The following is a 25,553-nucleotide window of genomic DNA, read 5'->3' as shown; positions in this document are numbered from 1 at the left end:
CAGAACTGATTGGGGCAGCAGTTCCAGAGCTTCAAAGCTATTTGGGATAGCTGGCGGTTTGATTTCCATGGTTCTACACTACTACTCATCCTTCCCTTTTTGTCAACCCCATCACCTGAATGCTTACGGAATACCATTATTTTTAGCCGGAAATATGAGCAAGAACACAACAAAAATCACACCCGATTGATTGTACATAAAGCTCATGGTGTGTTTATAAATAATTTGGACAAGATAAACCGAAAAAGACTTACAGATATAACAAGCTAACCCCTAGATTCCAGCGTTGCTGATTTTGGGTATGGTTTCGCCCCCCTAGCCCCCCAATTCTGGGGGGAACAAGAGTTTCAAAGTCCCCCGAGCGAGCAATCCCTCGCTCGGGGGATTTAGGGGGCTTTAGCAAAACCAAACGATCGCGCTTCATACTTTAATTCAGCAACCCCTAGATTCCAGCAAGGAAATACAAGAATCTAACAGAGGTGACAGCGCTGCAAATCTGGTGTCAGTTGTGATGACACTAGCAGGGTAAGCGCCTATTAGTTTGTATAAATTGTGACAGCAAATGTTGCTAGTGGTGCTTTATTGAGGGGCTCGCCCTCATTTTCAGCCTTGTAGCCAGGGTTGGGACAGCCCGCCTGGAAATTGTAACAGGCAAGATGCCTGTTCCACCTAGATGCCTGTTCCACCCACCGGGTCTACTCCTCTTCATCATCATCCGGTAATTTTTCCATCTCCTGGGCAATTAGCGTCTGAAATTCCTCTCCACAATGAACATTCAGATGAATTGCAGCAGCCAGCAATTCTGCCAGAATCTCCGCTTGTTGTCTATAGTAAAGGGAATAGGGAATAGGGAACAGGGAACAGGGAATAGGGAGTAGGGAGTAGGGAGTAGGGAACGGGGAAAAACCAATTTAAATGCACGTCAGCTTATCAAGTAGGTGTTCTAAAGATCAAAGTCACTTTGGATGTAAATTACCAACTTTACCTTCAGCTTTTTCAGTTAAATATAGTGTTTTAAAATTAGATGTTCAAATAGGATTGATCGGTCAAGGGATGCAGCGCAGTCTTGGGTAGCTTTTTCGTTCCCGATTCCCGATTCCCGATTCCCGATTCCCGATTCCCGATTCCCGATTCCCGATTCCCGATTCCCGATTCCCGATTCCCGATTCCCCTTATATAAAAACAAAAAAGCGCCCCCCAAACGGAGAGCGCTTTTCTCAAACTCAGCCAATTAAGCCAAATTTAGATTAGCCGTTGATAACTGGAGCAGTTAAAGCAACAGGAGTAGCTTCACCAGCAGCTAGGTCTAGAGGGAAGTTGTGAGCGTTACGCTCGTGCATTACCTCGAAACCTAGGTTAGCGCGGTTTAGTACATCAGCCCAAGTGTTGATTACATGACCTTGAGAGTCAATAACACTCTGGTTGAAGTTGAAGCCATTGAGGTTGAACGCCATGGTGCTGATGCCCAAAGCGGTAAACCAGATGCCTACTACAGGCCAAGCACCTAAGAAGAAGTGCAAGGAACGGCTGTTGTTGAAGGACGCATATTGGAAGATCAAACGACCGAAGTAGCCGTGAGCTGCAACGATGTTGTAAGTTTCTTCCTCTTGTCCGAACTTGTAACCATAGTTCTGAGACTCGGTTTCGGTGGTCTCACGCACTAAGGAGGAGGTCACCAAAGAACCGTGCATAGCACTAAACAGTGAACCGCCGAATACGCCAGCTACACCCAGCATGTGGAAGGGGTGCATAAGAATGTTGTGCTCAGCTTGGAACACGAACATGAAGTTGAAGGTACCGCTGATTCCCAAAGGCATACCATCGGAGAAGGAACCTTGTCCAATGGGGTAGATTAGGAACACAGAAGTAGCAGCAGCCAAGGGAGCGCTGTAAGCAACGCAGATCCAAGGACGCATGCCTAGACGGTAGCTCAGCTCCCACTGACGACCCATGTAGGTGAAGATACCAACAAGGAAGTGGAAGACGATTAGCTGGTAAGGACCACCATTGTAGAGCCACTCATCTAAGGAAGCTGCTTCCCAGATTGGGTAGAAGTGCAAGCCAATGGCGTTAGAAGAAGGAACAACAGCACCAGAGATGATGTTGTTGCCATAAATCAAGGAGCCAGCAACAGGCTCACGGATGCCATCGATGTCCACAGGAGGAGCAGCGATGAAGGCGATGATAAAGCAGATGGTAGCGGTTAGCAATGTAGGGATCATCAGTACACCGAACCAGCCTACATAAAGGCGGTTGTTGGTGGAAGTGATCCAATCGCAGAACCGGTCCCACACGTTAGCGTTACGCTGGTTTAATGTGGTAGTCATGTTCGGATGATTGCGTTTATTAGATTATCTAGGTTCAGCAGGCTTGTTTTGCCTGTCTGTATTTATCCTAATACAATGCTGAAGATAAATACATTTTCGGGGTTTAATCGTAACTTTATTTAAAACTACTTAACTCTACTTAATAAAAACTATGCGATCGCTTTCGTTAATGATTACTGAAAGCTGGCACCATTTTGCTTAATACGAGGGATGAATCAAAGGTATTAATCCTATACTGGGCAAGACTTAGGCCATTATATGGCCAGCTTGGTTAATCCGTTTGATCCAGTGCTATATTAGCTTAACATTGCTTAACAAAAATAGCAGTGATTGCTTTAGTCAATGATTGCTCAGAGCTGGGAAAATTTTGATTAATCCTAGGGATTAATCCTAGGGTGGGCACTGCCTACCAACGCTATGACAAGCTTCTGAATCTGTCTGATTGACTGCTATAACAACTTAACATTACTTAATAAAAAAGGTGCGATCGCTTTTGTCACCAGATGTAGAGAATCGTAGGGTGGGCAGTGCCTAGCAAAGCCCTTTGCAAGCTTTATTATCTGTCTGATGCACTGCCCACCGTAATACTTAATTGCTATAGCACTACCCATTAAGATTAGGACATTACTAAACTCCGAAACTTAATCATAGCTTACTTCTGACTTCTGACTTCTGACTTCTCACTTGCGCGTAGCGCTATAGCCCGGAAAATGAAACGGGCAAGATGCCCGTTCCACCACGATGCCTGTTCCACCACGATGCCCGTTCCACCACAATGCCCGTTCCACCACGATGCCTGTTCCACCACGATGCCTGTGGGGTGGGCATCCTGTTCGCCGGAAAATGAAACGGGCAAGATGCCCGTTCCACGAATATGCAGATTCCAGCAACTTGACGGTTCCACAACGATGCCTGTTCCACCAAACTATTAAATTGATATTTTCAAGCAGCTTGTCACCCGGTCAGTCTTGATTCAGCGCCATGGCACCTAAATTCCAGTTTTGATATGGCCTTTTCCATGGCTAGATTCAAAAATTGGTCTACTGATGTATACAGCCATGACACAGAGGAATTGGTCTGATCACCGATTTTCTGAAATCCTATCGCCATTGACAGCTCTTGATAACTGGGATGGATGGTCATGGCGTATAAATCCCAAAGGTTCGGAAAATCAGCTTCCATACCCACTAGGGTTTGCTGCACATCCTCCAGGAATCGACACACATTTTGGTGAGTTATATAAGGAGTATCAATCATCCAACTCCTGACTAAGACCGAAGTACAATCCGGATTTCCGGGGGTAGCCATTTTTAGGGGGTCGATAGTGGAGCTGGAACTCAAATAGAGACTATTGATAGGGGGAAGGAAGAATTTTTCCTCAGACTCACTGGCGGTGGGATAGAGCATATAGAATCCAACGGGAGCAGAGGTATCACAGCGACGTAGCACTCGCATACTACTGGGGTATTGATGTGCCCAGCTCCGTAGCAGCTTGGTAATTTTGAAGGGGATATAATTGGTTGTATTACTCATCCAGTTGTAGTTGCGAGCCAAGAAATTCGCCACGATCACAGCATCAGTGCGGGGATTAAAGCCATCAACTTGGAACTGTATGGCCTCAGCTAATGGGTTAGATGATGTTAAATGGGCAACAGGGCGAATTCTGATACAAATCGTATTGCCATCAAAGAGTTTCTCAATTAATCCGAGGTCCACTAGGATATCAATCATCATCCCAGCAGCGCGATCGCTTCCTCGGTCTTTGTTAGCATAGAACAGTTCTGCCGCTTCTCGATTAGTACAGGGCACAAACCCTTTCGGTATGGTCAATTGGCTAAGGGGTTTTCTTAAGCGACCACTCAATTCCTGTTGCTTGAGGAGTAGATAAGCCCACAATCGCACGAAATACTCTGCCCGACAGCGAGTTAAACCGACCCGTCGTGGGTTGATCAGTTTATATATATAGTTGTCTTGTAACTCATCTGGAAACCACTCATCGATAAATGCTGGATTCATTGCTCATGGATCATGTAATAGAGTGACAAAATTGTGGCAAGGTAGTTTCATGACTTGGCTTAGCTAGCCCATTCACGATTTCTACACATTGCCGTAATCTAATGGTATTTATTGAGAGATATATATATATAGCAACACCCCTCAAGAGTATAATTTCGGATTTTCACTCCACAAAACAAATAAAAAACCAATAACTGTCGAAAAACTTCACCTTCCTTCCGGTCCCTTCACCCGGCTACCCTTGATTGCAAACAAATGCAACGAACTTGGGAAATCTGTAGCTTGCTCATTGTAGCTACAGGAGTTCGCCTATAAAAATGACTGTATAAGTAAGCCACGACGAGTTACTCAATTCAGCCATCTCTGTATAGAGTTCTTGGGTAATTCGCATGCGTTATGGGTATTGAAGGAGATTCAACATGTATAGCTTACAGTCCCAGATTAACCAGCAAGTTAAAAGTTTCGCTCAGCTCAGTCATTCAGAAAATAAGTCTAAAATTTCTAGTTTACAATCGAAAAACTCTCAATTCCTTCTACAAGCTATTCTTGAAGGGTTTGTTGACGGTGTATTGATTCTGACGTCTCAAGGAAAGTGGGTTCATGCTAATGAACGTGGGCGTCGCATTTGTCGTCAACTCTGTCAATATCAGTCACAGATGAGTTCTATCCCTGAGTCAATTTGGCGAGTGTGCGAAGGGTTAATTGATAGTTGCGATTGGTTTTCTGGGCAAAAAATGATTCTTGAGTCGGAAATCCAAACGGATAATTCCTTAAAGTTTCGAGTTAGGGTCAGATGGTTAGTCTTGGATAATCAAGCACAGCATTATCTGTTAGTCACTCTAGAGAATCGCCATAGTTCTGGCTATAATGCTGCTATTACTGATGCTAAAAAATATGGATTGACTAACCGGGAAGCTGAAGTTTGGTTGCTTAAGAAAGCTAAACTGTCTTACAAAGAAATTGCGGCTCGGCTTTATATTACTACCAATACTGTTAAGAAGCATATGAAAAATATTTATGCTAAACAACAGGCATTAGTTAGTAGCTAATAGGGAGTAGGGAGTAGGGAGTAGGGAGTAGGGAGTAGGGAGTAGGGAGTAGGGAGTAGGGAATAGGGAACAGGGAACAGGGAACAGGGAACAGGGAACATTGATATAGCACTACGCATTAAGATGTTTGACATTCCTAAACTCCGAAACTTAGTCATAGCTTACTTTTGACTTCTGACTTCTGACTTCTAACTTGCGCGGGTGTTTTTTCCTATGAACGTTTCTGATTGCCAATCTGATTCCCAAATCATTACCTACAGCCCTGCCTACACTTTGGTTCCCACTTATGAATGCTTTAATCGCTGTAGCTACTGCAATTTTCGTGCTGAACCGGGTAGCAGTCCTTGGTTGACTCTGGAGGATGCTGAAAATCAGTTAAGGTTGCTTCAGTCTCAGGGTGTTTGTGAAATTCTGATTCTCAGTGGTGAGGTTCATCCTAGGTCTTCACGGCGCAAAGCTTGGTTTCAACGAATTTATGATTTGTGTGACCTGGCTTTGTCTCTGGGATTTTTGCCCCATACTAATGTTGGACCCTTGAGTTGGGAGGAGATGGCGGCACTCAAGCAGGTGAATGTGTCTATGGGGTTGATGTTGGAACAATTGACACCGGAGTTGCTCAAAACCGTTCATTGCTATGCTCCCAGTAAGATACCAGAAGTTAGACTACAACAGTTGCAATGGGCGGGAGAATTGGGGATTCCCTTTACGACCGGTTTGTTGTTGGGGATTGGTGAGAGTGAGGAGGATTGGTGGGAAAGTTTAAATGCGATCGCACAAATTCATGGTGAGTATGGTCATATCCAAGAGGTCATCCTGCAACCTTATAGTCAGGGCACTACAGAAATGTTTCATAGTCAGTCTTTCGGGATTAATCAGCTGCTAAAGGTGATTCGGAAGGCCCGTCAGATTTTGCCCTTGGATATTACTATCCAAATTCCTCCCAATTTAGTTGATACTGTTGGGCAATTGCCTCAACGGTCTTCTGCTCTATTAGCTTGTTTGGAGGCTGGCGCACGGGATTTAGGAGGAATTAGTCCCAAGGATGAGGTGAATCCCGATTATCCTCATCCCCATAGTTATCGATTGCGAGACGTGATCGAACCAGCTGGATGGACGTTAGTAGCGCGTTTGCCAGTTTATCCTAAGTATGACAGTTGGTTACCTGCGCGATTGCGACAAGTGGTTGAGAGATGGCGGATTGATGATAGGTAATTGGTTATGGGTAATTGGTAGACGTGTTGAACACGGAAGTGTCGGAGCTGTGAGCAGATGGGAAGATGGGGAGTTACATTTGCAACTGGTGTGGTTTCCAAGGGAGCAATTAGGTTGGCATGCCAGGCATATGCCTAGACTTTATTTTATTTAACCTTGTCGATAGATGATATATTAGAATGTATAACGATTTGGCAGTGACCATAAAACTCAAGTTCAGTTTTGAGCAATCAGAGCTAAGTTTTGATAAGTTTACCATATATTAGAACGCAAAATAGTCTAAAATATGGCAACAATCAATAACGTCTATCCCCAAAAGTAAATTAGAGATTGTAGTTATCCGAGAATTGAGATTAATGCAGGTTACTGGACAAATAACAAACGTAAAAGATTTTGCAGAAATCCGCGAGTGTCCCAAAACTGGGAGCAAATCCCTACATGCCACCGTCGAGTTTATGCCCGGACAGTTCATCCATAATTTTGGCCCTAAAGAAGTCCTCGATCGCCCCAACTATTTAACCGTCAAAATTAGCGATCACCAACATATTATGCTCGACCCCGAGTTTTTGCAATACATAAATCATAGTTGCGATCCCAATGTTTGCTTCGATACTAAAAATATGGTGGTTAGGGCACTCCGAAAAATAGAAATAGGAGAAGAATTCACATTCTTTTATCCATCAACGGAATGGTCTATGGATCGGGGATTTGATTGTATGTGTGGAAGTGAAAATTGCCTGGAATACATTCAAGGTGCTGCCCACTTACCCCTAGAGGTTTTGAACAGGACGTGAGACGCATTCCCCCACCTCGTTCAGGTGGGGGTTAGTCCACGCCAATAGTAATTACTACAAACCTGGAACACTGATTGTTTAATTGTCGTCCAATCTTTTAAAAGCTAAGATATTAAGTGTAGGAAAGTTTATTAGACCAGTGAAAACGCCGACCAAAGTCATACGAACTGACAAATGGCAGCTTAATGTGACTTCCGTTCAAAGGACATTGTTCAGGGAGACGATTAAAGTGTATCGCCAAGCTTGTCGGTATTTGGTCGGAATTATTTATACTCATTGGTCTGAGTTGGGGTGTTTAACAGCTGATCAGCTAACCCCTGCCGTTGAGAGGCTGATGCATAAAACAGCCAAACGTCCTAACATCAAATACGCGCAATTTAACAAATCTTTTTACAAATTCCCTAGCTATTACCGTCGTGCTGCGATCTCCTTTGCTGCTGGTCAGGTTAGTAGTTATGTAACCCGCTACCGCGAATGGCAGTCGGGTACAAGAAAAAGGAGGGATAGCAAGCCACCAAAACTAAACGCTGATACTGGCTGTTATCCTGCCTTGTACAAAGGCCAATGCTATAAACTACATGGTTTTGATCAAGCCGAAATCAAGGTTTTTGACGGTTCAGACTGGGTTTGGACTACTGTTCAAATTGCTGGTCTGAGGGAAAGGCACGCCTGTGCCAGTAACAAGATGATGTCCCCTTCGTTGATTTTCAATGAAAGGGCTTGTCATTTATCGGTTCCGTTTACTTGTAAGCCAGAAAAACGGAAACCAGAATCCAATGTGACTGCGGTAGATCTGGGAATTAACACTGCCGCAACAATAGCAGTTGTGACCCATAGCGGCACTGTAATCCACAGGGAGTTTATACATCCTGGGAGAGACATAGACCGTCGGGACAAACGACTAAAATCCTTATCTATGCGGGCGTCTAAGACTATGGGTAAGGGCGGAAGACTTCATAAAGGTTTTTGTTCTAAAACCTATCAAAAATGCCAAAGAATCAACACCCAAATTGGTCACATTGTCTCAAAGCGAATTGTTGAGATTGCTGAACAATTTAATTCTGAAGCGGTCGTATTTGAGAACCTCAAAGGATGGAAACCAAAAGGTGGAAGGAAGCGGTCTAATCTACGACAAAGGTTTCACGGATGGCTCAAAGCAAAAATTCGCGACTTTACACAGATGAAGTGGACTGAGTTGGGTGGAAAGGTAATAGAAGTTGTAGCTGCCTATACTTCAAAGCTTGCCTATGACGGTTCTGGCACGGTTAGACGTGATTCAAGGAATTATGCCCTAGCAACCTTCCCTTCAGCTAAGCTATTCAATGCCGATCTTAATGGCGCTTACAACATCGGGGCTAGAGGTGTACTTAAGCTCGTTCGCAGAAATGACAACGAGGGTCGTTCCAGCAAAAGTTCTGGACGACCGCCTAGAAGCTGGGCTTGTCTGTGTGACTTATGGACGCTTCGTAGTTCTAAGGTGTGCATAGGACACTCCCACCTCGGCGATAGCCAGGTGGGAGAAGCTTCATAAACTATCAACTTTCGGAGTACATAGAGCAAAAGCTAGGAATTTAGCCTAGACATGATATAACCCATAAATCATTTAGTGTTGAGGGCGATTGAGCCCTCACGAAAAAAATGCTAAAGCTCTTGGTGCAGATGCTACCAAGGCGATAGTTACTCATCTGTTATCCATTCCGATTCAGTCAACAACTCACCGCTAAGTCCTATCGGACTATAGCGGGAGCTTGAAAAAGCTCATAGTTGACCAGACTGAGACCTAATAATGGTCTACGTTATTTGAGTCATAACACCTGTAGATGCGTGCCAGTCTTCAGCTCTGTTGCTAGCAATTAAACATCTGTAATGAGTTAAGGAAGTGTTGTTAGCCTCTCAAGCTCTTATAACATTGTCAAGGCAAACTTTACCCACTTGTGGAGTGTTCAAAGTAATGCGAGTTTTCGTTCTAGATCAAAATAAACAACCTTTAGATCCGTGCCATCCAGCGCGAGCTAGAGAATTACTCAAAAAAGGGAGAGCTAAAGTATTCAAGCGTTATCCATTCACTATCATCATGCAGGACAGGAGTATCGATAATTCTGTCACTCATCCACACAGAATCAAAATAGACCCTGGTTCAAAAACAACCGGAATTGCTGTCGTCCAAGAACACACTGGACAGGTAACAAGCGCATTAGAAATCAATCATCGAGGGCAGAACATCAAAAATTCTTTGGAATCCAGAAGAGCTTTAAGGCGAGGCAGGAGAAGTCGAAAGACTCGTTATCGTAAACCTCGTTTTCTCAACCGAAAGCGCCCAGAAGGTTGGTTGCCTCCATCATTGATGAGTCAAGTACTCAATATTGAAACTTGGACTAGACGACTAATAAAACTGTGCCCCATAGCAGCAATATCTCAAGAGTTGGTGCGATTCGATACTCAAAAAATGCAAAATCCAGAAGTGTCAGGGATCGAGTATCAACACGGTGAACTATTTGGGTTTGAGGTGAAAGAGTATCTACTTGCTAAGTGGGGGCATAACTGTGTTTACTGTGGCGCTCTTGATACACCTTTAGAGGTTGAGCACATTATCCCAAAGTCAAAAGGTGGTAGTAATCGAGTTAGTAATTTGACTCTTGCTTGTCGGTGCTGTAATCAGAAAAAAGGCAATGATCCGATTGAGAAATTTTTAATAAAAAAACCGGAAACTCTCAAAAAGGTATTAGCCAAAGCAAAAACCCCTTTGAAAGATGCAGCAGCCGTCAACGCAACCCGTTGGGAATTATGGAGAAGACTAAAACTAACTGGGCTGCCTGTTGAGACAGGTACTGGTGGCTTGACCAAGTTCAACCGAAAAACCAGAGGTATTGAGAAGACTCATTGGACTGATGCTATTTGTGTGGGTAAATCTACTCCTAAAAAATTATTACTAAACGGAATGAAGCCACTAACAGTTACAGCCAAAGGTCATGGTGTTCGTCAAAGATGCCGACCAAATAAATACGGTTTCCCAAAGGCTCATGCTCCCTCTGCTAAGTTTTTCAAAGGTTTTCAGACAGGAGATATCGTCAAAGCTGATATCAAAAAAGGGAAATACGCCGGACAGTATACAGGTCGGATCGCCATTCGTTATCGTCCAAGCTTTGTACTTTCGGCAAAGCCGACGCTACGCGAACAGGCATCTGACAGAAAGATTGATGTGCATCCAAAGTATCTAAAAACAATATTCAAGGCTGACGGCTATGAATATATGTCTAATCAATAACGATTCGCTATCGCTGGCCGTAGGCCACGCTACGCGAACAACTTGTTAATCTGCGGGAATTCCCCTCCCGCTAAAACTAACGTTTATAACGGGAGTCCCCTTCCCGTATTCAAGATGGCTACTAAAAATTTATCTCTGAGTCAGTTAAGTGGAGGAAAAACCTATACCGAAATCGTTTTTAACCAAGTTTGGGGTAAGGTTGAAGCCTATCGAGCAAGCCATCCACAACAACAACTATTTATGATGGCTTTTGGTGACACTACTCAGCCTTTGCCACCTACAGTGGTGCGGGCTTTAGTAGAGGCAGCAAATCGCTTGGGCGATCGCCAAACTTATACGGGTTATGAAGATATTACCGGAAATCCAGCCCTGAGATCGGCAGTTTGTGCCGACTATTACCAGAAAAAAATGGACATCGATCCGTCCGAAGTTTTTATCAGCGATGGCGCTCAATCGGTTTCGGTAAATATTCAAGAACTGTTTGCTCCAGATAATACAGTAGCAGTACAAAACCCCACTTACCCCTCTTTTGTGGAAGGAACCTTAGTCGCAGGTCGTCCATTGGTAAACTTGCCCTGTCGCGAGGACAATAATTTTGTGCCCAAGCTTCCGGATGAAAAAGTAGATCTGATTTATCTGTGCTTTCCCAATAACCCCACGGGAGCGGTTGCTACTCCCGAACAGCTCCAAGCTTTTGTGGACTATGCCAGAAGTCACCAAGCTGTAATTATTTTCGATGCTGTTTACAGCGCATTTATTACGACCCCAAACATACCCCAGAGTATTTATGAAATCGAAGGGGCCAAAGAATGCGCCATTGAAATTGGCAGTTTTTCCAAATCGGCAAATTTCACCGGTTTGAGGGTGGGGTGGTGCGTTATTCCTCAAGGGCTAACCATTAAAAATACAGTGCCAGGAGAAGTGAAGTACCCCAACCTGCTTCGCTGAGGTTGGGGCTTCCCATACTCAACTCAAATCAGGGACGGTCTTATTCGTCTTTTGGGTTTCCCGCTTCATCCGCCGAAGCCTCAACCAGAGGCGCGCGCCTGCTGGAATTGGTCTTACTCAGCGTCCACAGGCAGACATCCGCCTTCCGCAGACGTATAGTTCTCTCGACAGACTCACCTTGGAATTACGACTCTGTGGTCAACCAGCCGGGGCTTGTCTCTTCCCGGAGACGAAACCTTAGAATAAGGCAGCCTTAATCATAAAGTTTTAACCCTTTTACCCATAGCCGACCAACCATAAAGGCTGCCTTATTCTTGCGGTAACTTCTGACCCTGAGCTCTGCTAGTACTTTGTACACCTGTAGGTCTAAAAACTTACAGAATATTAGACCGTTTGTAAGGTAGCCTTTTAGTCAGTCAGGCGGGTCATCGACCAACTTCATTATAGCACGATTCGCAACAAGCCGTCGTCTCGCTATCCATCCCCACCTTGAAAGAAGGTGGGGAATTCCGCGAGTTTTGTTAAATGATTTGTGGCGGCTCCGGCATGCTGTTAAGTTTTGGGGTACGGCCAATATTGCCCAGCACGGAGCGATCGCTGCTTTATCCCCAGCAGGGCAACAAGAATGTCAGGAGGTGGTAAAGTATTACCTGGAAAATGCTCGCTTGCTCCGAGAGGGTTTGTCAGCAACGGGGCTAATGTGCTTTGGTGGCATTGATAGTCCTTTTGTTTGGGTGAAGGCACCCCAAGGCTTGTCATCCTGGCAGTTTTTTCAAAAAATGTTGCAATCGACCGGGATTGTGGGCGTCCCCGGTTCCGTGTTTGGGGATTGTGGAGAAGGATACTTGCGTTTGGTGGCATTAGGACCGAGAGAGGAGATTGAAGCGGCTGTAAAAAATTTCTGATGGATCAGTAATCGCGCCTTTTCGATCTGGAAAATAACAAAAATAAGGAGTTGAATTATGACTGTTATTGAACTCGAACGATATCCGATAATTGATGAATTGGATGGAACAGAAGCGAATCTCATCGATAAAGTAAGAGATTACCTGAATCAGTTTGGTTTTTTTTATGTTAAGGATCCGATTGAAGCTAGAGTCAGAATAGATCAAGATCTAGAAAATCTCCAGGATTCAGTTGAGGTGTATTACGGAGAAGATGCCTACACCGGTGAAGGTTCGGTTTTTCATGGAACTTATAGCCGATTTGAAGTGGGAGAAATTACAACGACAGAGCAATACTTTGATTTTTTTAACCAGCTACTGGACATCATCTCTCGTGCTTTAGGATACCCGGAAGAATTTTTAAAAGAATTTTCACAACAAGAAAACTATGGGTTGTATATTTACGATCGAGAAGAAGAGTATATGAAATACATCAAAAAGGTCGATTCCGAAGAGATTTCGATTGCACCTCATAAGGATAGATCCTTAATTACGATTATAATTTCGATTGCAGGGTTTGAAGGCTACAAACAAGAGTATGGCTGGTTTTCTATTCCAGATCGGGAAGGTTACCTGATGGTTCAGGCAGGCACGCTTTTGCAGGATTTAACTAAGGAAGCAATTAAAGCAAACATTCATCGGGTTCGAGGATATGATTCCTCGAAAGCATTATTTTGGGGTAATTTAATCCCGGTCTAGTCAAAACAGCGATCAGCATGTAGGGTGGGCAAAAACATTTTGTTTTTTTTTTGTTTTATAGATAAAAGAACTTTGCCCACCCTGCTTTAATTGGTATTTTGTTTACGGAATTCCCTAATGCTGCGAGGTATGTTGAGATCAAATCTGTAGCCCAAGGGTATCTTAGAGGAAGATAGGGACAAACTACTAGAAACCTCATGGCATCTATTCCTAATCCAACTCTGGCAGCTGGTCTAGAAGCTCTGAAACAGGGCAATTACCAGGATGCGATCGCACACTTAGAAGGTGTCTGTGAGATGGAGTTGGATGACTCCATTGTGACGGAAGCCTCTCAATCCCTAGTGCAGGCTTATCCTAAGCATGGTCAGCCAGAAAAAGCGATCGCACTTTGCCAACACCTGAGGGAACACCCTGACCCCCAGATACAGGAATGGGCAGCTAAAACTGAGGCTGAGTTAATTACCAAGTATCCTGTTGCTGCTAAATCCCCTACTGATGCCACAGGGTTTACTCCCCTAGAGGATCAGGCGTCTAGCCCACTGAAACTGAGCCGTAAACCAAACCAGACTGCTTCATCTTCTTCCCTATTACCAGTTCCCTACTCTCCCCCGGATATTCCCACCCTCTACACTCCTCGTCCTCGATGGCGCAACTGTGGACGAGCACAGCATTGGCATCCCCTGAAATCTCCCAAGATGGAACGGTTGTGGTTAGTAGCAATCACGGTTGCGATCGCATTTTTCTGGCTACTGCGCTTAAGCGTCGAATTCGCCATGGAAACCATCAATTCCATCTTGGTAGAGTTACCGTGGTTCCAACCCTTCCAATTGTTATACCGTGACCCAACCCTAGCCGTAGGAATTACCATAGCAATCCTATTTATCCTATCGCCGTGGTTAATGGATGGATTGCTAAAACAGTTTCATGGTCTTGAACCGTTATCCCTAACTCAACTAGCTTCCCGCCATCCAGAATCCGCTAAAGTCATCCAAAAGGTTTGCCGCAAACGACGTCTGCCCTTACCGAGCTTAAAAGTCTTACCCACAGACGCCACCGTAGCCCTGACCTATGGTAACTTACCTCGCACTGCTCGCATTGTAGTTAGTCAGGGATTATTAGACCAGCTCAAAGATGATGAAATTGCCAACATCTACGCTGGTCAGCTAGGACATATTATCAATCGGGATTTCATCTTGATGTCCCTAGGGGTACTAATTATTCAAATCCCTTACACTATCTATTGGCAAATCCCTCAGTGGGCAGAGAAGCTAAAGGAATTACTGCTAGTTAAATTACCTGGTGCTAGGGGATGGTTAAGCGCAATCCTTTTAGGAATTACCGGTACTGTTGCTTCCCTCTGTTACAGCATTTACTGGGTATTGAGCTTACCGCTGCTATGGTTATCTAGAGCTAGAGTTTACTATAGCGATCGCATCGCCATCTCAACCACAGGTAATCCCAATGGCTTGACCCGCGCCTTACTAAAAATTGCCCTAGGGATAAGCGAAGACATCCAAATTTCCGGCCAAACCAGTGGGCTATTAGAAAGCTTTGATGTCTTACTGCCCGTCGGTTATCAGCAAGCCATAGTTATCGGCAGTTTTTCCCCCACCACCCCCTTTGAAGACATCTTAAAATGGGACTGTACTAATCCCTACCGCTACTGGTTAATCATCAACTCTGCCCATCCCCTACTGGGAGAACGCTTACATTTACCTAAGCGCTATGCCCACTTTCTCAAGCTTAATCCGGAACTAGATTTACCCGCCCTAATTCCTGCCAGTCGCAATCGAGCTGAATTTTTCTCTAAACTCAGCAACAGTTACAAAGCCTTACCCCTGCTACAAAGTACCCTAATTTTTGGAGTAATAATGGGGGCAGCCCTAAGAGGGATACTTTGGATAATTGGTAAACTGTCTGACCTCTTCGACATTTGGCAGTTAATTTGGCTACATAATGCCAATTCCTTTATCGATGCTTGTATCTTAATTGCCTTTAGTATCAGTGTCTTTCTCTGGATTAATAATTACTTTCCCGACCTCAAACCTACTAATATCGGTACTGACCCCGACTTAGGAGATTATTTCGCCACTAACGCTACCCTACCTCCCGATAGTCGTCCTGTTATCTTAAGCGGAAAACTATTAGGACGTTCGGGATTACGCAATTGGCTCGGACAAGATTTAATATTACAAACCTCAACAGGTTTAGTCAGACTAAATTACTGTTCCTATCTCGGACCACTAGGTAATATCCTACCTCAACCCACCCGTGTTAGTAATTTAGTTAACCAGAATGTAATCGTCACTGGTTGGTTTCGTCGGGGTGTTAATCCCTGGATTGATATTGAAACCATCAGTATCGAAGACGATAAAGTAATTCGCAGCTACTATCCGATTTGGATTACCATCCTCGCCACAGTAGCAGCCCTATCCGGCGCTTATCTGATTTTCCAAGTAGGAGCCTGAAATTATTACGAGGGAATCGGGAATCGGGAATCGGGAATCGGGAATCGGGAATCGGGAATCGGGAATCGGGAATCGGGAATCGGGAATCGGGAATCGGGAATCGGGAATCGGGAAGTTGATGTAGGGTGGGCAGTGGGCAGATGTAGGGTGGGCAGTGCATCAGACAGGATCAATTACTGGGATGATAATTTCTAAACACTGCCCACCATCGGATGGGGTTGATATAGATGTAGGGTCGGCAGTAGATGTAGGGTGGGCAGTGCATGAGACCGGATCAATCACTGGGATCATAGTTGCTAGACACTGCCCACCATCAGAATAGTGAAGCAGACCGGATCAATCACTGCCGACCATAGTTGATGTAGGGTGGGCAGGGTCGCAGAACGGATCAATCACTGGGATCATAGTTGCTAGACAATGTTTCTAGTTCATGTATTCACAACCCAAATCCAAACACTATAGTATGAAAAAACTGTCTATAATTTTACCATTAGCTATCTTAACTTTTGGATGTATAGTTGTTAACAGCCAAGAAACATCCTCACCCAATAGTTACACTCAATCGGTTACCAGTGAAGTGTTAGGTAGTGGTTATCCGAATCAAGAAAAAAAGGAAATTCTGCAACTTATTCGCCATACCATCAAACCTAGAACAAAACTCCCTACTCATACTCATACCGGCATGCAAATTGCACTAGTAGAGGCTGGCACGTTAACGTTTACTGTTGTGAAAGGAGAGGCTAAAGTAAGGAAAGCTAATGGCACAGAATTAATTATGCAAGCAGGGCAGACTACACAACTAACGGTTGGAGATTCTCTAGTTGAATCTAGCGGAATGGTTCATTATGGTGAAAACAAAACCAACAAACCAGTTATTCTCCTGTCGGCTTCTCTATTTGATGTTGAGCAACCAAAAACTATTTTAATCGATCCAGAAAAATGAAGAATAAAGTGTAAGCGGTCAGCGGTCAGTGGTCAGCGGTCAGCCGTTGGCCTTGCTCGGAAGCTCCCGACTCCCGACTCCCGACTCCCGACTCCCGACTCCCGACTCCCGACTCCGTAAAAAAACTATTAAGAAATGTTGCGTGATTCTAAAATCTTCGTTACATTTATTTACATAACTGATTACCAGAGGACCACTACGTCCTTAAGACCTTGAGCTCACAGCCAGGGATAAAGGCACACTGTAAGCGTATTGGCCCTAGGTTTTCTCCTCCCAACACAGCAAGTATCACCAGCCCCTGTCAATGGCTGGTTTTTTTATATAGACTTCTTGCAGAAGTCGGGAACAGGGAACAGGGAACAGGGAACAGTGGATAAGAATTGACGCAAACACTATCAGAAAACTACTTTTGCAAGAGGTCTTATCTAGAAATTCTCCATTGAGTCTCTATTCCCGGCTCCCGACTCCCGATTCCCGACTCCCGATTCCCGATTCCCGATTCCCGATTCCCTCCAAAATTTGTTACAAAAGTTTTTAAAATATGTTATAATAGTGGTTTTTTTATGTTATCATAAAATTGCCCCAGACGTTAAACGTTAAACGGGAAGAGCCAGCCTGAAGATATTCCAGGCTGAAGGCTGGCTCTAGAACCCCTTATAACAGGAGATACATTAGATTATGTCCTATGCTGAACGCCTACATCCATGGGTGGTGGTGCGCCTATTGCCCAAGATGCAAAGAGTAATTGTTGCTCGGTTCCGCAAGCGATCCGATGCAGAGGGTCATATGCAGGCTCTGAAACGGCTAATGCCCGATGCTCAATTTGTGATTATCTTTGATATCGGGGAGCCGATCACTGAAGAAGACTCTTAGGATTATAGGGAGTAGGGAGTAGGGAGTAGGGAGTAGGGAGTAGGGAGTAGGGAGTAGGGAGTAGGGAGTAGGGAGTAGGGAGTAGGGAATCGGGAGTCGGGAGTCGGGAGTCGGGAATCGGGATTAGGGGTAATAAAATTGACTATACCTCATCAGTATGATCGAGCCTATACCAATTCTGGAAATTACTACTACACATTAATTTCATCTCCCCTCTCCCCACACTCCCCACACTTCCCACACTTCCCACACTTCCCACACTTCCCACACTCCCCACCCTCTTGCCTCTTGCCTCTTGCCTCTCCCCAAAGAGATTATTCACGAATAAACTACCATAGCAATATATCCAGAGTACAAACAAGATACTACCACCATGCCGCGACTGAATCTGATCGCTTCTGATCAAGCTTCTGGAAATCAACAGGCTGCACCTATCGAAAGCCCTGATCACTTCGATGGGAATGGGAAAACAAATCAGCCTCAATCTCAGCAGTTAGAGCCCATGACCGGGGTGACATCAAACCAAATTGAGCTGGATTTGGAAGCAGTAAATCAGCAACTTGCTGAGGCTAGCCCTACCAAAATCGTAGAATGGGCAGCTGAAACCTTTGGTGATGGCTTAGTGATGAGTAGCAGCTTTGGGATCCAGTCAGCGGTCATGCTGCACTTGGTCACTACTGTGGTGCCAGATATACCAGTAATTTGGGTAGATACGGGCTACCTACCGGTGAAAACCTATCGATTTGCCCAGGAGTTGATCGAACGGCTCAACTTGAATGTTAAAGTGTACCAGTCTGCCATGAGTCCAGCACGGATGGAAGCGTTGTATGACAGACTCTGGGAAAAGCAGGATGTGGAATCCCTCAACCGCTACGACCAGATCCGCAAGGTGGAACCGATGCAACGCGCTTTGCGGGAACTGAACGCAACGGGATGGTTAGCAGGATTGCGCAAGCAACAGACTGACCACCGCAAGACGATGGGCTGGGTTAACAAGCAGGGAGAGCAGCACAAGATTTTGCCAATTCTTAACTGGCACTCTAGGGATATCTATCAGTATCTGACAGCTCATGACTTACCCTATCATCCTATGTTTGATGAGGGTTATACAACCGTCGGTGATTGGCATTCCAGCCGACCTTTATCCTTTGATGATCAGGATGAACGGGATACCCGTTTTCATGGCCTTAAGCAAGAGTGTGGTATACACTTGCCTGAAACTCCTGGTGAAGCTGCAAGTCTTGATTCTAGTTCGCTTTAATTTTAATAGGGAGTAGGGAGTAGGGAGTAGGGAATTAGAATGCGATTGGCCTACGGCCACGCTACGCGAACGCTTACTATGGCAATAGTGCCTCTACAAATCATGGGTGGAACTGGCATCAAGCCAGTTTGCTACTATCTATCACAGATGCGATTGGCCTACGGCCACGCTACGCGAACGCATACTATGGCAATAGTGCCTCTACAACTAATAGGTAGAACAGGCATCAAGCCAGTTTGCTACTATCTATCACAGATGCGATTGGCCTACGGCCACGCTACGCGAACGCATTCTAGTTCAATCCTGATAACCTTGGCCTATTGGCCACGCTAAGCGAACAACCTTGGCCTATTGGCCACGCTACGCGAACAACCAACTAACCTTCAACTTTCAACCCGATTAAACCTTTAACCCCATTCAACCTTCAACATGGTCAATTGGGATCCCTATCTAGAATCAATCCGTAACACCTACGCCCAAAGGTGGCAAGTTTATACCCTAAGCGATGTCGAAGACCGCAAGCGCAAGCAACAGCAACAGACCCCCATGCTGTTCAACTTTGACCTAATGGTCGAAACCATCAAGTCGGAGCAGCCACAAAGAAACCAGAATCGGGAAGAAACTGAACGATTGCCTGTTCTAGAAGGATTGCGGAAGTATGCTGCTGACCATGTCTTACTGGTGGGACGTCCCGGTTCAGGCAAATCCACTGCTTTAGTGCAATTGCTGGCAGATAAGGGGATAAAAGGGATTCCGGTGCTGGTGGAACTGCGATATTACCAGACATCGGTGCTGGAGTTAGTGCGGAATTTTATCAAGCGCCATGGTGTACTCCTCGACTCTACCGATATCGAAAGACTACTGTTTGAGGGACAATTCTTGCTACTGATCGATGGCGTGAACGAGCTACCGTCAGAAGCAGCACGCCTAGATTTGACTCAGTTTCGGCAGGATTACCAGGAAAATACTCCCATGATTTTAACCACTAGGGATTTAGGAGTTGGTGGTGACTTGGGGATTGAAAAGAAGTTGGAAATGCAACCCTTGAGTGCAGAGCAAATATCGGAGTTTGTCCGAAAGTATTTGCCTGAAAAGGGAGAGCAAATGCTCCAGCAGTTGGGCGATCGCTTACGGGAGTTTGGGCAAACCCCCCTACTATTGATGATGCTATGTTCCCTGTTTCAGGATAGGGGAGAGATACCGTCCAATCTGGGGTTAGTGTTTCGCTCATTTACCCAGTTCTATTCTGATAAAATCAAGCAAGATGTTAAGGTTTCCGATAATCAATCAAGAAAATTTTGGCCTGAGCTGCTGGAACAGTTAGGGTTTGTGATGACAACAGGGAATAACCCCGAGGAGATAAGCGTTGCTATTTCCAAGACCAAAGCCGAAGAAATTTTAACTAATTATCTACTTAAGAAAGCTGTTGTTAATCCTAATATTTGTGCCAAGACTTGGCTTAATGACTTACTTAACTATCACTTGATTCAACAATCAGGAGAGTTGATTGAGTTTCGACACCCAATAATCCAAGAATACTATACAGCAGAATATTTATTGAAGCAATTACCACGTCTTAGTGATCAGCAGCTGCAACAAAACTATTTCAATTATTGGAAATGGACAGAACCTCTGGTCATGATGCTGCAATTAGTAGACAATCAAGCCCAAGCCCAGCGGGTAGTAAGGTTAGGATTAGATGTTGATCGTCAACTAGGAGCGAGGTTAGCAGGAGCAGTAAAACCGGAGTTTCAGGAAGATACTGTCGGGTTGGTCGCTCGGTTAAACGTTCCGAAATCTCTTAAGGTTCAGCTGTTGGGAATAACTCAATCAGAAAAAGCAATACCTGAGCTAATTAAATCCCTAGATAATAAGAATTTATATGTGCGGATAAGTGCGGCAGAAGCTCTAGGGGAAATAGGGACAGAAGCAACGATTGACCCGTTAATTAAATTCCTCGATGATCCCGACCCATCTGTGCGGATAAGTGCAGCATCTGCTCTAGGTAAAATAGGGACAGAAACCAGGATTGAACCATTAATTAAATCCCTGGATGATCCCGACTATTCTGTGCGGAGGATGGCGGTATCTGCTCTGGGGGAAATCGGGACAGAAGTGGCGATTGACCGGTTAATTAAATCCCTGGATGATCCCGACTATTCTGTGCGGAAGATGGCGGTATCTGCTCTGGGGGAAATCGGGACAGAAGCCACGATTGACCGGTTAATTAAATCCCTGGATGATCCCGACTCATCTGTGCGTGAAAGGGCGGCAGAAGCTCTGGGCAAAATTGGGACAGAAGTGGCGATTGAGCCGTTAATTAAATCCCTGGATGATCCCGACTCATCTGTGCGTGGAAGAGCGGCAGAATCTCTCGGGGAAATTGGGACAGAAATGACGATTGAGCCGTTAATTAAATCCCTGGATGATCCCGACTCATCTGTGCGTGGAAGAGCGGCAGAATCTCTCGGGGAAATTGGGACAGAAATGACGATTGAGCCGTTAATTAAATTGCTAGATGATGATAACTATTTTGTGCAGATAAATGCGGCAGATTCTCTCGGTAAAATTAAGGCAGAAGTAGCGATTGATCCATTAATTAAATCCCTGAATAATCCCGAATCATCTGTGCGGATAAGTGCGGCAGATGCTCTTGGAAAAATTGGTAACAAAGTAGCGATTAATCCGTTAAAAAAATGCCTGGGTGATCCCGAATCATCTGTGCGTGAAAGTGCAGAATATGCTCTAAAAAAAATCGGGCAGAGAAGCCAGGATTGACTAGTTAAGTAAATGCCTGGATGATCAGAAACTAGATGTGCGTGGAAGGGGGGCAGATGCTCTGGGTAAAATTGGGACAGAAGGCGATTAACCGATTAATTAGATGCCTGGATGATCCCGACCGATCTGTGCGGATAAGTGCAGCAAAAGCTCTGGGCAAAATTGGGACAGAAGTGGCGATAGACCCGTTAATTAAATTGCTGGATGATCCCGATCCATCTGTGGGTACAAGTGCGGCAGATGCTCTGGGTAAAATTGGGATAGAAATGGGTATTGAACTGTTAATAAAATGCCTGGATAATGATAACTCATATCTACGTGTAATGGCGGCAGAAGCTTTGGGTGAAATTGGTACAGATGCTACTATTCCTAAACTGATTAATCTACTGAAAAACGAAGAGTTTGCAGCAACTCTTGCAGCAACTAATGATCAAGATACTTTTCAGAAAACCATTAAAGCCCTTGAAGCCAGTCAAAAGCGCTACCAATTTTACAAGGTAATCGATAATCCCACAGCTACTCCCAAACCCGATCCTCCCAAATTTATTACCAATCAAACCATATACATCCTCCACCTCTCGGACCTCCACATCACCACCCCTGACCAAGCTCAGAATTGGTCAAACCAACTCGCCCAAGACCTCAAGAAAGACCTTGAAATCCCTAAGCTTGATGCTCTTATCCTCTCCGGTGATATAGCCAATTATTCCACTCCAGAAGAATACAAAGCTGCACAACAGTTTCTCCACAACTTCCGCCAAGACTTCCCCCTAGACCCCAAGCAAATTGTTCTAGTTCCCGGTAACCATGACCTCAATTGGACACTATCAGAGGATGCTTATGATTTACGCGATCGCACAAAAGACCATGATAAACTCCAAGACGGTGACTACATCAAAGTCACTGATCAGGTGATTCGAGTCCGAGACGAAACCAAATACCAACAACGCTTTGCCCACTTCAGTCAATTCTATCAAGCCATCAAAGGTCAACCCTATCCCCTCGACTATCACCAGCAAGCCATTATCGACTATTTTCCAGACCAAAACGTGCTGATCCTAGGACTAAACTCCGCTTGGCAACTCGATCACCACTTCAAAGCCCGTGCTAGCATCCACCCAGGTGCTCTGAGCAAGGCCATAACCGAGATTCGTCGTAATAAAGACTACCGCAACTGCCTGAAAATAGCGGTTTGGCACCATCCCCTCAATAGTGCTGGAAGCGATAGGATTATCGACCAAGGATTCATCGAACAACTAGCCGTTGCTGAATTCCGCTTCTTTCTCCACGGACACATCCACAAAGCTGAAACCAGTCTTTTCCGTTACGACCTCAGTCCAGGTGGGCGCAAACTCAATGGAATTTGTGCTGGCACCTTTGGGGCACCCACCCTTGAACTAAGAACTGGTTATCCCTGGCAATATAATCTACTGAAAATTAACGGTAATCAGCTCACTGTCCGCACTCGCCGCCGGGAAGAAGCTAATGGTGCTTGGAAACCTGATTCACGGTGGACTCAGGGTCCGGGAGAAGGTGCTAAAGATCATTATTCCATTGAGTTGTAGGGAGTCGGGAGTGATGTTGTGCCAATAGCTGCTCAAATTCCTCAAGGGAGTTACTCTTAAGAGAGTGATCAATCAACTGTTTCAACACAGAGATATCTTCTATGGCATTAATCTCTGCCACCAATTCTGGTGATACGGATTCAAAGTGATTTTGTAAAATTTTAACTACTGTCTGTCGCCAAATTTGCCGACATTGTTGAAGTCCTTGTTGAAATCCTTTTTCAAAACCCCTCTTCATTGCCCTTTCTTCGACTCGACTAATTAAAGGCATCTGTCTTTCCTCCTGATAACGTTCAAGTGGCTGCAAGTGATTAATTCCATGGTGGGCAGTGGTTATCAAAACCCGCCCAGCTAATTTTATCTTTTTGATGCACTGCCCACCCTACATCAACTTCTCAACTATTCCGGTCAAGCCATGATCTAGTCAATACAGTGGCTGCAAGTGATTAATTCCATGGTGGGCAGTGCTTAGCAACACCCGCCCAGGTAATTTTATCTGTTTGATGCACTGCCCACCCTACATCAACTTGGTGGAACGGGCATCTTGCCCGTCTCCTTACTCTTCAATTGTCCTGACTAACCTGATGTTGTGCCAAGAGCTGCTCAAATTCCTCCAGGGAGTTACTCTTAAGAGAGTGATCAATCAACTGTTTCAACACAGAAATATCTTCTATGGCATTAATCGCTGCCACCAATTCTGGTGATACCGATTCAAACCGATTTTGTAAAATTTTAACCACTGTCTCTTGAAAACCTTGTTGAAGTCCTTCTTGAAGTCCTTGTTCCAGACCCCTCTTCATTGCCCTTTCTTCCACTCGACTAATCAAAGGCATCTGTCTTTCCTCCTGATAACGTTCAAGTTCTTGATTCAGCTCCAGTTCTAACTCTTCCGGTAAAGCCATCATTTGGTCAATACACTGGAACAGCTTCACTATATCGTTTTTAGGTAAGCATTCAGCTATCAGCTATCAGCTATCAGCTTTGGGCCTGTGGCGACGCTAGAGGAGCAAACCAAGAATACAAGAGGTAAGCCTTGGCCTTGGCCTTTGGGCTTTTACCCAGACTTTCAATTCTCATTAATCTCGAACTATTAAATTCTCCGGTTCAAGGTTTATTTTAAGTAAGCTGACAGCTGACAGCTGACGGCTGAATGCTTACTATTCTTTTTGGCTTTGTACCTCTACATGAATCAAGACCCAAGTTTCATTTCCACTACAGAGCCACACCTGGAATAATTTATCAGCGATCCGTTTTCCTGATTCGGCTGCACCAACTATTTGCTGTAATTCTGTATCAAGGGCTTGGGGGGTCTGATTCCAATCAATCAGAGTGTGAACTTGGGGAAAACAAAACTGCAAAAATGAATCGAAATAGGCTTGTAATGCTTCTTTACAAGGATTGTCATAGTCAGCTATTGGTTCGCTCATTTCTATTTTTTACTTCTAGACTAATCCTAAAAACCATCTCATCAAAAAGAGATCACTGCTCTCGTTGCTGTCATGGTATTCAGTGTAGTAAATTGTATAGTAAAATAGCGGATTATGGGGAGATTAATACTAAAATTACTGAAAGCAATTTCTAGGATTTATAAAATAAGTAAACTACACAAGTTTTTAATTTTAGTAAATAGCTATGCAGCCAGTAAAAAGGGGAGCCAGTTGCTGATATGACTCCCCATCTTCTAAAGTTTCCTGTGTTTCATTATACCGATCAGGTGACTGGGATCAGAAATGCGATCGCTAAAAGCGATCGGTGTAATCCACTGCCCACCCTACATGTGGAACTAACTACATCTGCTAGACTTGTCGTTAGTCTCCAAACTCATCAAAAAACAACCTACGGCTACCTAGGAATAAACCAGGGCTATTGTCTCCAGTGGAAAAAGCAGTGACTCCAAATAAATAAGAACCACTAAACTCAGGATTTTCCTTAGCTCTAACCGAAACTGTAATGGTTTCACCAGGAGTAACCGGTGGATCAAACACAACAGTTACTTGATCCGAGTTAGACGATTCACTTCCCCCAATATTAGCCAAAGTCAGGGATGAGCCACCAGCAAAAGAATCGCCCACAAATGCACGACTCTTTCTCGGATCAAAATTGACTTTCTCGATATTAGTTTTATTCTGGGTAATCGTTACAGCTTGCAAAGACTCTCCAGCATCTTCCGGTAATCTGAGGGTGAATTGGTACGTTGCTGGCACCCTTACTCTAGTAAAGCTCGTAGCTGCCCTAACTAAACGCGGAGCACGATTAAACGCAGTCTTACCATTACCGATTTCAATCGTCTTAGCAGGTAAGCCATAAAGAGTAGTTGGTAGCAATATACCCAATAAAAAAGCACCAGAGCCTATAAGACGAGCCTTAGTTAATTCCCAACGTGCTATAGTGTTAGTCATCTGAATCACCTC

General features: G+C 44.6%; 29 protein-coding genes. 19 read left to right on the top strand and 10 right to left on the bottom strand.

From position 1 onward, the window contains the following. The coding region (locus F6K46_RS06875) for a hypothetical protein (protein ID WP_293054009.1) at window positions 1-190 on the top strand (190 nt) is incomplete at its 5' end. A 585-nt stretch (window positions 191-775) separates the two neighbouring features. On the opposite strand, the gene F6K46_RS06870 is transcribed toward F6K46_RS06875, so the two are convergent. From F6K46_RS06870 to F6K46_RS06855, 4 genes are all read right to left on the bottom strand, one after another. Beyond that, the gene (locus F6K46_RS06870; protein WP_293054006.1) at window positions 776-910 is read right to left on the bottom strand and encodes a hypothetical protein; all 135 of its coding nucleotides are present in this window, start codon (window positions 908-910) and stop codon (window positions 776-778) included. A gap of 337 nt (window positions 911-1,247) precedes the next feature. Then, window positions 1,248-2,327, bottom strand: coding sequence for a photosystem II q(b) protein (psbA, locus tag F6K46_RS06865; protein WP_293054003.1), 1,080 nt, complete (start codon window positions 2,325-2,327; stop codon window positions 1,248-1,250). Window positions 2,328-3,007: 680 nt separating this feature from the next. Continuing rightward, window positions 3,008-3,217: a hypothetical protein gene (locus F6K46_RS06860; RefSeq protein WP_293054000.1), complete on the bottom strand. Its 210-nt coding sequence runs from the start codon at window positions 3,215-3,217 to the stop codon at window positions 3,008-3,010. 64 nt (window positions 3,218-3,281) lie between these two features. Further along, the gene (locus F6K46_RS06855) at window positions 3,282-4,343 is read right to left on the bottom strand and encodes a hypothetical protein (RefSeq protein ID WP_293053997.1); all 1,062 of its coding nucleotides are present in this window, start codon (window positions 4,341-4,343) and stop codon (window positions 3,282-3,284) included. A gap of 419 nt (window positions 4,344-4,762) precedes the next feature. Between F6K46_RS06855 and F6K46_RS06850 the strand changes: the two genes are divergently transcribed. Beyond that, complete coding sequence (locus F6K46_RS06850) at window positions 4,763-5,392, top strand: helix-turn-helix transcriptional regulator (RefSeq protein ID WP_293053994.1); 630 nt, start codon at window positions 4,763-4,765, stop codon at window positions 5,390-5,392. Here the strand turns inward: F6K46_RS06850 and F6K46_RS06845 are convergent. Next, window positions 5,389-5,550: a hypothetical protein gene (locus F6K46_RS06845; RefSeq protein WP_293079679.1), complete on the bottom strand. Its 162-nt coding sequence runs from the start codon at window positions 5,548-5,550 to the stop codon at window positions 5,389-5,391. The genes F6K46_RS06850 and F6K46_RS06845 overlap by 4 nt on opposite strands. 55 nt (window positions 5,551-5,605) lie before the next feature. On the opposite strand from F6K46_RS06845, the gene cofG reads away from it, so the two are divergent. The 8 genes from cofG (at window position 5,606) to F6K46_RS06805 (ending at window position 15,722) form a co-directional block, all read left to right on the top strand. Then, window positions 5,606-6,604 (top strand): 7,8-didemethyl-8-hydroxy-5-deazariboflavin synthase subunit CofG, encoded by a 999-nt coding sequence (gene cofG / locus F6K46_RS06840; protein ID WP_293053991.1) that lies wholly within the window; start codon window positions 5,606-5,608, stop codon window positions 6,602-6,604. A gap of 356 nt (window positions 6,605-6,960) precedes the next feature. After that, a complete protein-coding gene (locus tag F6K46_RS06835) occupies window positions 6,961-7,398 on the top strand; it encodes an SET domain-containing methyltransferase (RefSeq protein ID WP_293053988.1) in 438 nt (145 codons plus the stop codon). A 139-nt stretch (window positions 7,399-7,537) separates the two neighbouring features. Beyond that, on the top strand, window positions 7,538-8,929 hold the full coding sequence (locus tag F6K46_RS06830) for a transposase (RefSeq protein WP_293053985.1): 1,392 nt from the start codon (window positions 7,538-7,540) through the stop codon (window positions 8,927-8,929). Window positions 8,930-9,349: 420 nt separating this feature from the next. Next, a complete protein-coding gene (gene iscB / locus F6K46_RS06825) occupies window positions 9,350-10,663 on the top strand; it encodes an RNA-guided endonuclease IscB (RefSeq protein WP_293116873.1) in 1,314 nt (437 codons plus the stop codon). A gap of 114 nt (window positions 10,664-10,777) precedes the next feature. Further along, complete coding sequence (locus F6K46_RS06820; RefSeq protein WP_293062202.1) at window positions 10,778-11,611, top strand: aminotransferase class I/II-fold pyridoxal phosphate-dependent enzyme; 834 nt, start codon at window positions 10,778-10,780, stop codon at window positions 11,609-11,611. 518 nt (window positions 11,612-12,129) lie between these two features. Further along, a complete protein-coding gene (locus tag F6K46_RS06815; protein ID WP_293062204.1) occupies window positions 12,130-12,516 on the top strand; it encodes an aminotransferase class I/II-fold pyridoxal phosphate-dependent enzyme in 387 nt (128 codons plus the stop codon). 57 nt (window positions 12,517-12,573) lie between these two features. Further along, the gene (locus tag F6K46_RS06810; RefSeq protein WP_293062206.1) at window positions 12,574-13,254 is read left to right on the top strand and encodes a 2OG-Fe(II) oxygenase family protein; all 681 of its coding nucleotides are present in this window, start codon (window positions 12,574-12,576) and stop codon (window positions 13,252-13,254) included. Window positions 13,255-13,451: 197 nt separating this feature from the next. Next, window positions 13,452-15,722: a zinc metalloprotease HtpX gene (locus tag F6K46_RS06805; RefSeq protein WP_293062208.1), complete on the top strand. Its 2,271-nt coding sequence runs from the start codon at window positions 13,452-13,454 to the stop codon at window positions 15,720-15,722. Here F6K46_RS06805 and F6K46_RS06800 read toward each other — a convergent pair. After that, complete coding sequence (locus F6K46_RS06800; protein ID WP_293062210.1) at window positions 15,658-15,882, bottom strand: hypothetical protein; 225 nt, start codon at window positions 15,880-15,882, stop codon at window positions 15,658-15,660. The genes F6K46_RS06805 and F6K46_RS06800 overlap by 65 nt on opposite strands. A 21-nt stretch (window positions 15,883-15,903) precedes the next feature. Here F6K46_RS06800 and F6K46_RS06795 point away from each other — a divergent pair, with 21 nt between their 5' ends. The 9 genes from F6K46_RS06795 (at window position 15,904) to F6K46_RS06755 (ending at window position 23,142) form a co-directional block, all read left to right on the top strand. Continuing rightward, a complete protein-coding gene (locus F6K46_RS06795) occupies window positions 15,904-16,044 on the top strand; it encodes a hypothetical protein (protein ID WP_293062212.1) in 141 nt (46 codons plus the stop codon). Between the two features lie 141 nt (window positions 16,045-16,185). Beyond that, entirely contained in the window at window positions 16,186-16,665 is a 480-nt protein-coding gene (locus F6K46_RS06790) for a cupin domain-containing protein (RefSeq protein WP_293062214.1), read from the top strand. A 28-nt stretch (window positions 16,666-16,693) separates the two neighbouring features. Then, the gene (locus F6K46_RS06785; protein WP_293062216.1) at window positions 16,694-16,843 is read left to right on the top strand and encodes a hypothetical protein; all 150 of its coding nucleotides are present in this window, start codon (window positions 16,694-16,696) and stop codon (window positions 16,841-16,843) included. A gap of 231 nt (window positions 16,844-17,074) precedes the next feature. Beyond that, window positions 17,075-17,203 carry a hypothetical protein gene (locus tag F6K46_RS06780; protein WP_293062218.1) on the top strand — a complete coding sequence of 43 codons (129 nt, stop codon included), beginning with the start codon at window positions 17,075-17,077 and terminating at the stop codon, window positions 17,201-17,203. Window positions 17,204-17,343: 140 nt separating this feature from the next. Continuing rightward, a complete protein-coding gene (locus F6K46_RS06775; protein ID WP_070395662.1) occupies window positions 17,344-17,538 on the top strand; it encodes a hypothetical protein in 195 nt (64 codons plus the stop codon). Window positions 17,539-18,040: 502 nt separating this feature from the next. Then, the gene (locus F6K46_RS06770) at window positions 18,041-18,799 is read left to right on the top strand and encodes a phosphoadenylyl-sulfate reductase (RefSeq protein WP_293062266.1); all 759 of its coding nucleotides are present in this window, start codon (window positions 18,041-18,043) and stop codon (window positions 18,797-18,799) included. A 39-nt stretch (window positions 18,800-18,838) separates the two neighbouring features. Next, a complete protein-coding gene (locus F6K46_RS06765; RefSeq protein ID WP_293062220.1) occupies window positions 18,839-19,132 on the top strand; it encodes a hypothetical protein in 294 nt (97 codons plus the stop codon). A gap of 96 nt (window positions 19,133-19,228) precedes the next feature. Further along, on the top strand, window positions 19,229-21,577 hold the full coding sequence (locus F6K46_RS06760; RefSeq protein WP_293062222.1) for a HEAT repeat domain-containing protein: 2,349 nt from the start codon (window positions 19,229-19,231) through the stop codon (window positions 21,575-21,577). 56 nt (window positions 21,578-21,633) lie between these two features. After that, window positions 21,634-23,142, top strand: a complete 1,509-nt coding sequence (locus F6K46_RS06755) for a HEAT repeat domain-containing protein (RefSeq protein ID WP_293036614.1) — start codon at window positions 21,634-21,636, stop codon at window positions 23,140-23,142. On the opposite strand, the gene F6K46_RS06750 is transcribed toward F6K46_RS06755, so the two are convergent. From F6K46_RS06750 to F6K46_RS06735, 4 genes are all read right to left on the bottom strand, one after another. After that, entirely contained in the window at window positions 23,114-23,449 is a 336-nt protein-coding gene (locus tag F6K46_RS06750; RefSeq protein WP_293062223.1) for a hypothetical protein, read from the bottom strand. The two genes, F6K46_RS06755 and F6K46_RS06750, sit on opposite strands and share 29 nt — an antisense overlap. A gap of 256 nt (window positions 23,450-23,705) precedes the next feature. Further along, window positions 23,706-24,074: a DUF4351 domain-containing protein gene (locus F6K46_RS06745; protein ID WP_293062224.1), complete on the bottom strand. Its 369-nt coding sequence runs from the start codon at window positions 24,072-24,074 to the stop codon at window positions 23,706-23,708. 225 nt (window positions 24,075-24,299) lie between these two features. Beyond that, window positions 24,300-24,569, bottom strand: a complete 270-nt coding sequence (locus F6K46_RS06740; RefSeq protein WP_293062225.1) for a hypothetical protein — start codon at window positions 24,567-24,569, stop codon at window positions 24,300-24,302. 381 nt (window positions 24,570-24,950) lie between these two features. Continuing rightward, on the bottom strand, window positions 24,951-25,541 hold the full coding sequence (locus F6K46_RS06735) for a DUF2808 domain-containing protein (protein WP_293062227.1): 591 nt from the start codon (window positions 25,539-25,541) through the stop codon (window positions 24,951-24,953). Between the last annotated feature and the right edge of the window lie 12 nt (window positions 25,542-25,553).

Origin of the sequence: Moorena sp. SIO3E8 (genome assembly GCF_010692445.1) — a bacterium.
Taxonomy (GTDB): Bacteria; Cyanobacteriota; Cyanobacteriia; order Cyanobacteriales; family Coleofasciculaceae; genus Moorena; species Moorena bouillonii.
Note: the sequence above shows the minus strand (reverse complement) of the source record. Positions and strands in the feature narration are given on the sequence as shown.